This window comes from Acidobacteriota bacterium (genome assembly GCA_016196035.1).
GTDB lineage: Bacteria > Acidobacteriota > Blastocatellia > RBC074 > RBC074 > JACPYM01.
The window spans coordinates 39,106-51,492 of sequence record JACPYM010000050.1; the positions used below are offsets into that span (position 1 = coordinate 39,106).

At 57.9% G+C, this 12,387-nt stretch carries 9 protein-coding genes; 2 read left to right on the top strand and 7 right to left on the bottom strand.

Going from position 1 to position 12,387, the window contains the following annotated elements:
* Positions 1-40 precede the first annotated feature (40 nt).
* The 7 genes from HY011_15115 to HY011_15145 all read right to left on the bottom strand — a co-directional run bounded on the left by HY011_15115 (position 41) and on the right by HY011_15145 (position 9,459).
* Positions 41-1,177 carry a DUF1016 domain-containing protein gene (locus HY011_15115; protein MBI3424260.1) on the bottom strand — a complete coding sequence of 379 codons (1,137 nt, stop codon included), beginning with the start codon at positions 1,175-1,177 and terminating at the stop codon, positions 41-43.
* Positions 1,174-3,495, bottom strand: coding sequence for an N-6 DNA methylase (locus HY011_15120; GenBank protein MBI3424261.1), 2,322 nt, complete (start codon positions 3,493-3,495; stop codon positions 1,174-1,176). The genes HY011_15115 and HY011_15120 overlap by 4 nt, the downstream gene beginning before the upstream one ends.
* Positions 3,496-3,561: 66 nt before the next feature.
* On the bottom strand, positions 3,562-7,311 hold the full coding sequence (gene mfd, locus HY011_15125) for a transcription-repair coupling factor (GenBank protein MBI3424262.1): 3,750 nt from the start codon (positions 7,309-7,311) through the stop codon (positions 3,562-3,564).
* 30 nt (positions 7,312-7,341) lie between these two features.
* Positions 7,342-7,827 carry a D-glycero-beta-D-manno-heptose 1-phosphate adenylyltransferase gene (gene rfaE2, locus HY011_15130; GenBank protein ID MBI3424263.1) on the bottom strand — a complete coding sequence of 162 codons (486 nt, stop codon included), beginning with the start codon at positions 7,825-7,827 and terminating at the stop codon, positions 7,342-7,344.
* A 126-nt stretch (positions 7,828-7,953) separates the two neighbouring features.
* The gene (locus HY011_15135) at positions 7,954-8,394 is read right to left on the bottom strand and encodes a ribonuclease HI (protein ID MBI3424264.1); all 441 of its coding nucleotides are present in this window, start codon (positions 8,392-8,394) and stop codon (positions 7,954-7,956) included.
* Between the two features lie 193 nt (positions 8,395-8,587).
* Positions 8,588-9,184 carry a DUF2721 domain-containing protein gene (locus HY011_15140; protein ID MBI3424265.1) on the bottom strand — a complete coding sequence of 199 codons (597 nt, stop codon included), beginning with the start codon at positions 9,182-9,184 and terminating at the stop codon, positions 8,588-8,590.
* Positions 9,181-9,459 (bottom strand): 4a-hydroxytetrahydrobiopterin dehydratase, encoded by a 279-nt coding sequence (locus HY011_15145; GenBank protein MBI3424266.1) that lies wholly within the window; start codon positions 9,457-9,459, stop codon positions 9,181-9,183. Before HY011_15145 ends, HY011_15140 begins: the two co-directional genes overlap by 4 nt.
* A 301-nt stretch (positions 9,460-9,760) precedes the next feature.
* Between HY011_15145 and HY011_15150 the strand changes: the two genes are divergently transcribed.
* The gene (locus HY011_15150; protein MBI3424267.1) at positions 9,761-11,890 is read left to right on the top strand and encodes a dehydrogenase E1 component subunit alpha/beta; all 2,130 of its coding nucleotides are present in this window, start codon (positions 9,761-9,763) and stop codon (positions 11,888-11,890) included.
* A gap of 14 nt (positions 11,891-11,904) precedes the next feature.
* The coding region (locus HY011_15155; protein ID MBI3424268.1) for a hypothetical protein at positions 11,905-12,387 on the top strand (483 nt) is incomplete at its 3' end.

Genomic DNA, 12,387 nt, shown 5'->3' on the forward strand with positions numbered 1-12,387 from the left:
CCCGACTCTTTGTATTCCGCATACGGTTTGAGTCCTTCGATCATTGCGCACCTCCTTTCGGCTTCCGTTTTCTGCGCAGATCAGCAGGTGGCGGGATGGCTTCAGCATTGGCCTGAGCCAGCCGAAGCCGAGCGCGGAGGACGGCATCGTGCAGTCGTTGCGCCAGCAATTCACGCGATGGCAATTCGGTCAGATATTCGGCGACGTGAATGCCGCTGGTACCGAGGTCAAGGTATTCCACCGTTTCGCGCTTTTTGCCTGCGCACAGAATCAGGGCGAGGGGTTTGTCTTCGCCCGGCTGTCGTTCGTGCCGATCCAGCCAGCGCAGGTAAAGTTCGACCTGGCCTTTATCGGCGGGCTTGAACGCGCCGAGCTTTAATTCAATCACGACCAGCCGCCGCAAGCGCCGATGATAAAAGAGCAAGTCCAGATAGTAATCATCGCCATCCAGGGTGATGCGATATTGCCGGGCGACAAAGGTGAACCCGCTACCGAGTTCAAGCAGAAAACTTTCGATCTCGCGCAGGATGGCGGCTTCTAAATCCTGCTCGCTGTACGTGTCTTGCAAGCCCAGAAAATCAAGGAAGTAAGGATCGCGGAAGACCAGATCAGGCGTCAGCGCATCCTCTTCGCGCAAAGCCTTGAGTTCCTGTTCGATCAGTTTTTCCGGCTTCTTTGAAATGGCGGTGCGCTCAAACAGCATAGATTGAATGCGTTCCTGCAACGTGCGCGTACTCCAGCGTTCGAGGCGGCACATCTCGGCGTAAAAATCACGTTTGAGCGGGTCATCAAGATAGATCAGGGCTTTGAAATGCGTCCACGACAATTGTCTCAGCAGTGCTGAGACAATTGCGAAGTCGGGGAACGCTTCGGCAAAGCGGAGCATGTGGCGCAAAGATTTTTCTGAAAAGCCGCGTCCGAATTCAGTCCCCAATTGTCTCCCCAGTGCGGAGACAATCTCGGCTCCATATTCGGCCCGTTTCTCCTGTAAAATTTCGCGCCGGATGCGGTCGCCGATTTGCCAATACAGCACGGTCAATCCGGCATTTACAGCCTGTGCGACTTGCGCGCGCGTGCTGAGAATCAACTCTCTCAACTCAGTCAACAGATTTTCAGGGCTGACGGGCGCAACAGCCCTGATGCCACCAATGCTGGCAATGGCTTTTTTTCTGCTCATTGGGCAGCCCCTTTCGTGATTTCGCTCAGCAACCCTTCGGTTTCTTTCTCTAACGCCAGAATATCAGCGCCGATTTCGGCGAGCGTGCGCAAGGCGGGCGGTTTGTAAAAGTGTCGCGTGAAGGAAATTTCGTAGCCGATTTTGGTCGCCGCTTCGTCAATCCACGCATCGGGCGTGTAAGGCAACACTTCGCGTTGAATGAAGGCTGTAATGCCACCCTCTTCCAGCAGCGGAACCTGTTCGTGGTCGCGCAATTCGCTGTCGGGTTCGTATTCGACTACGCAAGTTTTGCCCGCGACTGCGGTTTCATAAAGCCCGTGCAACGCATCGGCTTCGGCTTTGCCGGGCTTGTGCAATTTCCTGATGACGGGCGACGCACTTTCATCACGCCAGCTCACCGCGTTGTAAATGATCTTCAAATCGGCGGCGCTCGGTTTGAGGTTGCGCTTTTTGAGCGCGGCTTCGACCTGTTCACGAAAGACGTTGTGGTCTTCGAATAAACCGTCGCCGAGTTCGTGCCGCAACTGGTTCGCCGTCTCAACCAGCGCGGCATCGCGCCGCCATGTGGCTTCATTCAAGAGCTTTTTCTTTTTGGCATCGGGCAGTGCTTTCCTGCCGCCGCCTTCGTCGCCTTCCTCTTCCGCTTCGCCCTTGCCCCAATCGTTGACGAGCGTTTCCAGTTCTTTGCGCACGGCAGCCGGGTTGGCAAACAGCGGCTCGCCCAGTTGTTCATAAAGCTCAGCGCGAATGTCTTCGTCGCCGGAAGCAAAGCGCAAAGCCTCGATGGCTTTGCGGCTCAACTGGCTGTGCAACCGCAGCGGGCGTTCGACTCTGACTTTCCAATAACCGAACGCAGCGTTGGGAAAGATTTTGGATTGCTCGGTTTCGGCAAAGGTGAGAAAGGTGTCGCAAATGCGCTGAATGTCTGCGGCGGCCAGTTCGCAATTTTTCTTGCCCATGTTTTTGCGCAGCGGCTTGAACCATTGCGTCGCGTCAATCAATTGCACCTGGCCCTGACGATGGGCGGGCTTGCGATTGGTCAGCACCCAGACATACGTCGCAATGCCTGTGTTGTAAAACATATTCAGCGGCAGCGCGACAATGGTTTCGAGCCAGTCGTTTTCGATGATCCAGCGGCGGATGTTGCTTTCGCCCTGCCCGGCATCGCCTGTGAAAAGTGACGAACCGTTGTGGACTTCGGCAATGCGGCTCCCTAGCGGCGTGTCGTGTTTCATCTTGCTGAGCATGTTCACCAGAAAGAGCAACTGCCCGTCGCTCGAACGTGTGACCAGCGAGTATTCGCTGTCGCCGCCGTGGTTGATCAAAAAGCGCGGGTCTCTGAGTCCTGCCTTGCCGCCCATGCGTTCAAGATCGCTCGACCAGCTTTTGCCATAAGGCGGATTCGCCAGCATGAAATCGAATTCACGCGAGCGAAAGGCATCGTTCGAGAGCGTCGAAAAGGCCGCGCCCCCGACGATGTTGTCGGCGGCATCGCCATCGCCTTTGAGCAACAAATCGGCTTTGCAAATCGCATAAGTCTCCGCGTTGATTTCCTGCCCGTAAAGATGAGTTTCAACTTCCTTGCGGTGGTCAGCCGCGATTTTCTTGAGCGTTTCTTCGGCGACGGTGAGCATGCCGCCCGTGCCGCATGCACAGTCGTAAAGCAAATACGTGCCCGATTCGATTTTGTCGGCTACCGGCAAAAACATCAGGTTCGCCATCAGCCGCACAGCATCGCGCGGCGTCCAGTGTTCGCCCGCCTCTTCGTTGTTTTCGGCATTGAAGCGGCGCACCAATTCTTCAAACATCGTCCCCATCGAATGATTGTCGAGTCCGGGTAATTTGTCGGTCGCGTAAGGGCTGAGATTGATGTCTTTGTCGAGCAGCTTTTCGATCAGCACACCGATAGCATCTGCTTCGGCGAGCGTTTCGATCTGGTTGCGGAACTTGAAGTTTTTCAGGATGTCTTCGACGTTGGGCGAGAATCCATCAAGGTAGGCGATGAAATCATCCTTGAGCTTTTGTTGCGTCGCCCGTGCTTTCAAGTCGCGCAGCAAAAATGGCGAAGTGTTATAGAACGCCTGCCCCGCAGCCGAACGCAACGCCGCGTCCCGATTGTCAATCTGGGCGCGGTCGAGCGCGGCTTTCATTTCAAGCACGGCTGCTTTGGTGGGTTCCAGCACGGCGTCCAGACGGCGCAACACCGTCATCGGCAAAATCACATCGCGGTACTTGCTGCGCACATAAACGTCGCGCAAAACATCGTCGGCAATATTCCAGATGAAGTCAGTAATCCAATTGAGTTGAGCTTGATCCATAGAAATTCCCCGCGCCCCCAAGCGGAGTTGAGCAGCAATAAGCGGGTGACGGTTTGGCGCCACCGCTCAAACGCTGTATTGCAAGGCTTGCAGTACGGCGCTCAACACCGCAAACACCTGTTGATCTGCATTCGCGGCGTCTTTCGCTTCCAACTTCACCTTCAGCACGCCGCTCGGCGTAAAGCTCACCGCCGGATTTTCCGCCAGCAGCTTCATCAAGCATTCCGGTTCGACGCGCGCTTTGTCGCTCAGCTTCAGCGCCAGATTCGCGCCCGTGCGGTCAATCGAAACGATGCCGAGTTGGTTGGCCTCGCGCCGCACACGGGCGTACAGGAACAGGTTCTCAACAGATTCAGGCAGGCGGCCATAGCGGTCGGCGACTTCTTCGTGGATGCGTTGCAAATCTTCATCTGTCTTGGCTGAAGCGATACGTTTGTAGGTGCGCAGCCGCTGGCTCATATCAAATACGTATTCTTCCGGGATGCGTGTGTCCACGCCCAGGTTGAGTTGCGTGTTGAGGTCTTCTTCAATCGGTTCGCCACGCAATTCCTGGACGGTGCGTTCGAGCATCTGCGTGTAAAGGTCAAAGCCCACCGCGTCAATCTGACCGGATTGTTGCCCGCCCAGCAGGTTGCCCGCGCCGCGTAATTCCAAATCTAACGCCGCGATGCGAAAACCCGCGCCGAGATCAGAGAATTCGCGGATCGCGGCCAAGCGTTTGCGCGCGATGGGTGTCAATTCCTGTTCCGGTGGAATCAGCAAATAGGCGTAAGCGCGGCGGCTGGCGCGACCCACGCGACCGCGCAACTGATAAAGCTGGGACAAGCCGTAATTGTCAGCGCGGTTGATGATGATGGTGTTGGCGCGCGGAATGTCTATGCCGTTTTCGATGATGGTGGTGGCGACCAGCACGTCGAATTTGTAAGCCACGAAATCCAGCACGGCCTGCTCCATCTCTTTTTCGCCCATCTGGCCGTGCGCCACGATGTAGCGCGCTTCGGGCACGATGCGTTTGAGCAGCGCGGCGACTTCTTCGATGGATTCGACGCGGTTGTGGACGAAGAAGACCTGGCCCTGGCGCTGCAATTCCAATTCGATGGCGCTGCGGATAACGGCGTCGTTGAAGGGCACGACGTTGGTTTGAATCGCCAGGCGGTCGCGCGGCGGCGTTTCGATCACGGACATATCGCGCATGCCCAGCAGCGACATGTTCAGCGTGCGCGGGATCGGCGTGGCGCTCATGGTCAGCACGTCCACGCGCTTTTTGATTTGTTTGAGCCGTTCTTTATGGGCGACGCCGAAGCGTTGCTCTTCGTCCACGATGACGAGGCCGAGTTCCTTGAAATTCAAGTCGCGCGACAGAATGCGATGCGTGCCGATGACGATGTCCACCGCGCCGGTTTCGATGCTGGCGACGACTTCCTTTTGTTCTTTGGGCGAACGAAAGCGCGAGAGCAATTCGATCTTGGCGGGGAAGGCGGCAAAGCGCGCTTTGAAATTCTGATGATGCTGATAGGCCAGCACGGTTGTCGGCGCAAGCACGGCGACTTGTTTGCCATCCATCACCGACTTGAACGCGGCGCGCATTGCCACTTCGGTTTTGCCGTAACCGACATCGCCGCACAGCAGGCGATCCATCGGCTGGGGCTGCTCCATATCGTTTTTGACATCGGTGATGGCGGTCGCTTGGTCAACCGTTAATTCGTACGGGAAAGCATCCTCGAATTCCTGCTGCCAGGGCGTGTCACCGCTGAAAGCGAAGCCGGTGACCAATTTGCGCTCGGCGTAAAGCTTCAACAGCTCTTCGGCCATGTCGCGCATGGCGCGTTTGACGCGGGCCTTGGTCTTGGCCCAGGCAATACCGCCCAGCCGATCCAACGAAGGCGAACCAGTCTCGCTGCTGGCAAATTTCTGAACGAGATCGAGGCGTTCGACGGGTACGTAAAGCTTCGCGCCGTCGGCGTAAGTGAGCAGCATGAATTCGCGCTTGCTCTCGGCTTTCTCGCCACCCGCGCCGATCATCCGCGCGTAAATGTCGGCGGAAGTTTCCGGCCCCGCCATGTCAATTTGCAGCAAGCCCTGGAACTGCCCGATGCCGTGGTCAATGTGGACGATGTAATCGCCGATCTTCAGGTCGCGGAAGTCCGATAGGAACGCGCCGAGCTTGAAGCCTTTGCTCTTGGCCTGCGTGCGGGACGCGCGGTCGGTGTGGACGGCTTCGTCAAAGATGTCAGCTTCGGTGTAAACGGTCAGCTTGGAATTAGGCAGGGCGAAACCGACGGAAAGGTCACCCACAGTGAGCGTGATAGGGGCTAGGGGCTTGGGACTAGGGGCTTCGTCTGTGCCTGCGATGCCGGTGACTTGGTATTCGGTCAGCGTTTTGCGCAGGCGGTCGGCGACCCCAGTGCTGGGCAGCACGAAGATCGTTTGCTGACCGAAGGCGGAGAGCTCTTTCAATTCGGCGGCCAAGTCGGGAATGCGCCCGTGCCAGCGGCGCACGGCGCGCGCGGATAGGTTGACCTCGAATGGTTTCGCTTCGGGCGGAAAGAGGAAGAGCGGCGCGCTGGTCGGGCGATTGACGAAGGCGGCAATGCGTTCGTGGGCGGCTCCGCTGGTGGCAATCATGGCGGCGGTGGTTGAAACGACTTCTTCCGTAGCGAGTTCCTCTTGCCGCGCGAGCGCCGCCGCGCCCAGCAAGTGCATTTCGACGCGCGGGACGTTTTCCAAGCGCGTGCGCAATTCATCCGGTGTCAGGAAAAGCTGTTCCGGCGGCAGACCCAATTCGTCGGTGCGTTCGGTGCGTTCGTAACCGTGCTGCAATTCGTCCAGCAGGCTGCGCAATTGCTTCTCGACTTCGGCGGGTTCGTCCACGACCAGCACGCAATCGCGCAAGTAATCAAACACGGTCGCCGAGAGCGGACGCAGCAGCGGCAACAGATATTCCCAACCCGGAAACTCTTCGCCCTCGTCGGCAAAGACTGTGCGATCACGCAGGGCGCGTTCATAGCGTTCATCCCGCCAGCGTTCGCGCGCCCGTTTGGCCCAGTCGCGAAAGTCGCTGGCCGTCGCGCGTTCATCCCGCATCGGCGCAATAATCGTCTCTTTCAACTCGCGCACCGAGCGTTGCGTTTCGGGATCGAATTCGCGGATCGAATCAATCTCGTCGCCAAAAAACTCGACGCGCACCGGCAGCAAGGCAGTTGCGTTCTCGGTAGCTTTGGAAAGCTGCGCGCTGGGTGAATAGAAATCCAGGATGCCGCCGCGCGAAGAGAATTCGCCCACGCCGCCCACCGGGTCAGAGCGTTTGTAGCCGACCGCGACCAGATGTTCGAGCAGGTAATCCAGCGGCAACTCTTCGCCGACGCGCAGCACTACGCCCGCCTGTTTGATCTCGTCCAGCGCAACGTAACGGCGCAACAGCGCGTGCGCGGTCAGCAGCACGATGTCGCCCGCGCCTGCGGTGAGCCGCCACAACGCCAGCGCGCGCCGTTCCAGAATGTCGGCGTGCGGCGAGGTGCCGCTGTACGGATCGCTTTCGGATACGGGCAGCACGAAGACTTCGTTGTCGCATTCGGCGCGGTCGTTGAGCGTGCAATAGAAAAAACGCAGATCGTCTTCGAGCGCCTCCAGGTCTTTGCTGCGCAGGCTGACGACGGCGAGGCGTTTGCCCGTCGCGCGTTGCAATGCGGCGAGGGCCAGGGCTTTGGCGCCGTTGGCGAGTCCGGCGACGTTGACGACACGACGGCCCGCGCGCACTTCGTTGGCAAGGCGCTGAAATTGTTCGTCTTCTTCAAAGCGTTGAAACAGGGCAGACACCGCGAACAACCTTTCTATCCTGTCAGGAACTCAATTCAATACTTGCTGACTCTGCATAATCCGCGCGATCATTTCCGAGGTCGAAACCCCAGCCACAAACGGCAGGTTCAGCACTCGCCCGCCTGCTGCCTCGACTTCTTCGCGCCCGACGATGGTCTCAATGCTCCAATCGCCGCCTTTGACGAGGATGTCGGGCAGTAGCGCGGTGATGATTTTGCGCGGCGTTGGTTCGTCGAAAATCGTCACGAAATCTACGCAAGCGAGCGCGGCCATGACTTCGGCGCGTTCCTCTTCTTTCAAGATGGGGCGCGCCGGGCCTTTCAACTCGCGCACGCTGCGGTCACTGTTCAGGGCGACGATTAACGCTTCGCCCAAAGCGCGCGCTTGTTGCAGGTAGCGCACATGGCCCGGATGCAGCAGGTCGAAGCAGCCGTTGGTGAAGACGACGCGGCATCCCGCCTGGCGCAATTGCGCGCGTGCGGACAGTAATTCAGTGAGAGTCAGCACTTGTGCCATAAGTCAGGCATCTTAGCAGTCTGTACTGCAACCTTTCCAGGTTGCGGTGGCTGGGAAGTTCGCCAACGTGGGGTCGGCGCAGGCTTGCACTTTGTCATAACAGCAAGCTGGAAAGCTTGCTGCACTTCAGGCGTCCAAAATTTCATCGAGTTTGGCTTGCTCAATGCGGCCTGTGGCGGCGATGAGGCGGGCGGCTTCATCGCATTTTTCCTGGACGGGATGGCCGGCGTGGCCGCGCGTCCAGTTCCAGACCACGTGGTGGCCGTTGGCGGCGGCGTCCAAGCGTTGCCAGAATTCGAGATTGGTTTTGCGTTTGAAAAGCTTGTTCATCGTCTTGACGACGTATTGCGAATCAGAGATGACTTCGACCTGGCAAGGCTCTTTGAGCGCTTCCAGGCCGAGGCAGGCGGCGATGATTTCAGCCTGTTGGTTGGTGGCCGTGCCGAGGTATTCGCCGACGATTTTGCGTTTGGCTTGGAATTCAAGAATAGCCACGGCCCCGGCGCGCGCGCCTTTGCCGCCGTTGCCCAGACTGCTGCCGTCACAGACGATGCGAATTTGTTTCATGGTGTGATGAGTAGCGTGCCTGATCGTTGAGCGAGTTTTTCACCCAGGCTTTTCCGAGATTACGGAACAGACGGAAATAACGGAACAAACAGAAGCCTTTTTTGACTTGCCTCTTCTGTCTGTTCCGTTATTTCCGTCTGTTCCGTAATCTCTCTTTTGTCTTCAAATAGTGAAAAAAGAAAATGACAGTCAGTTAGCCGATGCCCAGTTTCTGCGTGATCTTGCGCAGTGAGCGCGTGGGCGCTTCGGTCTCGGCCACCGTTTCAACCGGCGTGCCTGCCGCCGCACGCCGCCGTTCCTGATAAAGCGCGCGCAACATCAGCGTGAATTCCATTTCGGAATTGACGGAGCGCAGTGCCAGCCGTGTTTCGGCGATCAAGAGCATGCTGCTGTAAAACAAAAAGAGCGTGCCTGCGATGCCCAGCACCATTGGCAGCCAACCCAGATGCTGTAACAACGCCACCAGTCCGATGCAAACCGTTGTTGTGACGAACAGCCCGAGCGCCACGTAAAGATAGGTAAGCGAGCGTTGGATCAGCACCCCGCGTTGCGTGTGCGTCTTTAACTGGCGCTCGAATTCGTGCAGCCGCTCTTCAGGAAACTCAACGCCTTCGTCAAAAGAGAGCACTTCGATCTCGTGGCTCAGACCGCGCACGCGATCCACGATGCGCGCCAGGCGCATGGAGGTCGAAACGATCAGTGTGCCGCAGGCCGAGATCAACACGGCCGGCGTAATCATCGCGCTCAGCACGCTCAGCGGGTTATTCAATTCGGGTAAAAACATGCTCAAGCGAAGAGGTTGATCTGCTTGGCGAGATCGAAATCCTTGTCAGTCAAACCGCCCGCGTCGTGCGTGCTGACACTGAGGCGCACGCGGTTATAATTGTGGATCAGAATATCAGGGTGATGATTGACCCATTCGGCCAAATCGGCGACGCGATTGACGAACGCCAAGGCCATTTTGAAGCTCTCGAAATGAAAGTCGCGGACGATTTGCGCACCGTTGAGATGCCAATCGGGCAGGCTCTCCAGCTTTTGATCAATTTGCATGTCGTTGAGTTTCATTGCATTCCTCGCTGCGTAGGCGCGCGCTCAAACCAACACTTTCCAGGATTCCGTCAACTCGAAAGTAAAGACTGCCGCAACAGTTGCGCGCGCGGGCGGGAACGCCGTCTGACGCGCGCTCCCAAACGTTCACCGCACTGATTCAAGCATCGGTAACACCAATTGACTGTTCATCCAGACGGCATCTTCGCACAAGGCCCGCAGCTTGCACAACGCGTTGTTGGTTGGCTAGACTGCCCCACTAATGACGGGACATTCACTCGCTGCCTACGAAGCGAGAACGCCGGGAGAGACACATTTTATGGAAGCGAAACTTCAGCTCCAGCGTCAGTCGAAAGAAGGGCTGGCGCTTAATCCTGCCACCCTCGTCAATGCCTATCGCGCGATGTATACCTCGCGCCGCATTGATGACAAAGAAATCCAACTGAAACGCCAAAACCTGGTGTACTTCCAGATCAGCAGCGCTGGTCATGAAGCTGTCACCGTGGCCGCCGGCTTGGCGCTGAAGCCCGGCTATGACTGGTTTTATCCTTACTATCGCGACCGCGCCCTGGCCGTGCAGTTGGGGGTGGGGCCTTACGAACAATTGCTGGGTTCGGTGGCCGCGCGCGATGACAAAAATTCCGGCTCGCGCCAGATGCCGTCGCATTGGAGCGATCCTGACTTGCATCTCGTGGCGCGTTCGTCCTGCACCGGGATGCAGTTCTTACAGGCAGTCGGCGCGGCAGAGGCTGGCTATCGCTATGCATTGATCAAAGAGATTGCTGACCGCGCGCAACATTTCAAACACGATGAAGTCGTGTATGTTTCCGCTGGCGATGGCGCGACCAGCGAGGGCGAGTTTTGGGAATCGCTCAACACGGCCTGCAACCTGAAACTGCCGGTGTTGTATTTGATCGAAGACAACGGCTACGCCATCTCGACGCCGGTCGAAGTGCAAACGGCCGGCGGCAGCATCTCGCAACTCGTGCGCAGCTTCCCGCATTTGTATATCGAAGAGTGCGACGGCACCGACCTGTTGGAAAGCTATGACGCGCTGCAACGCGCCGTGCGCTATTGCCGCGAACGGCGCGGCCCGGCGCTGGTGCACGCGCAGGTGATTCGGCCCTATTCGCATTCGCTTTCCGACGTCGAAGCCGATTACCGGCCAGAGGAAGAGCGGGCGTTTGATGCCGCGCGCGATCCCCTCAAAAAGATGGAGCAGTTTTTGCTCGAAGCCGGGATTGGCGTCGCCGCCGATTTGCAAACCTGGCGCGCTGAGGTTGACCGCGAAATCAACGAAGCCGCCGACCGCGCCTTGCAAATTCCGCAACCGGCCAAAGAGACGGTGACGCATTTCATTTATTCGCCTGACGTTGACCCGACCAGCAGAGCCTTTGACACCGAAGCCGAAGCTGTCATCCCGCCCGGCGAAGGCACGATGGTGGATTTAATCAATCGCTGCCTGCACGAAGAGATGGCGCGCGACCCGCGCATCGTCGTGCTGGGCCAGGATGTGGCCGACGCCAGCCGCACGGAGTATTTGGACCAGGTCAAAGGTAAGGGCGGCGTTTTCAAAGTGACCGCCAACCTGCAACGCAAATTCTCGAGCGACCGCGTCTTTAATACGCCGCTCGCCGAAGCCAACATCATCGGACGCGCCACGGGCCTGGCGACGCGCGGGTTGAAGCCGGTGGCCGAAATTCAGTTTTTCGATTACATCTGGCCGGCCTTTATGCAAATGCGCGATGAAACGGCCTTGCTGCGCTGGCGCTCGAACAACGCCTGGAAATGCCCAATGGTCGTGCGCGTGCCGGTGGGCGGCTATCTGAAAGGCGGCGCGATTTATCACAGCCAATCGGGCATCTCGACCTTTACGCAAATTCCCGGCTGGCGCGTGGTGATGCCCGCGACGGCATTGGATGCCAATGGCCTTTTACGCACGGCGATTCGCTGTGACGACCCGGTGTTGTTTCTTGAACACAAACATTTGTACCGGCAGACCTACAACAAGAGCGGCTATCCTGACGCCGATTTCATGATTCCCTTCGGCAAGGCCAAGACCGTGCGCGCGGGCGAAGACCTGACGATCATCACCTATGGCGCGTTGGTGCAACGTTCGGTCGTCGCGGCCAGACAGGCGGCCGAGCAGGGCATCGAGGTCGAAATCATTGACTTGCGCAGCCTGAATCCTTATGACTGGCGCGCGATTGCGGCGAGCGTCAAAAAGACCAATCGCGTGATCGTTGTTTACGAAGACTGGCAATCGTGGGGTTATGGCGCCGAGATCGCCGCGCGCATTGCCGATGAGTTGTTCGATTATCTGGATGCGCCGGTCAAACGGGTCGCGGCGCTGGATTCGTTTGTGCCTTACGCGCCCGATCTGGAAGACGCCGTCTTGCCGCAGATCGAAGACGTGTTGCGGGCGATTGAGGCTCTGGCCGCGTATTGAAAGCAGGAAACGCGATGAATTCAAAGGCCAAGCTGGCAGGGATTTATAGCGGCGCACGCCGTGCCAGCAAAACTGCTCTGGCAACAGCTGACCTCATCGCGGGTCACGGTTTAGCAGGCGATGGGCACGCGGGTAGCCATCCGCAACGCCACGTCAGTCTGTTTGCCTGGGAAGTCTTGCAGGCTCTGCAAACCGAAGACTTCAACGTTACCCCCGGCGAACTCAGCGCCAATCTTTTCACCGAAGACCTAGCGCTTGATGAGTTGCTCCCCGGCACCCAACTGCGCATTGGGCCGGTCATTCTCGAAATCGTTCAGGTACGCAAACCTTGCCAATCCATCACCCGCATCAATAACCGGCTCCCCAAACGGCTCTACGGCCAATGCGGCCAATTGGCGAGCGTACTGGTGGGCGGGACCATTCAAATCGGCGCGACCATCGAAATCTTTTACGATAAGGCGCATAGCGGGACGGTACCGCGCGCGTCAGCAAGCGGA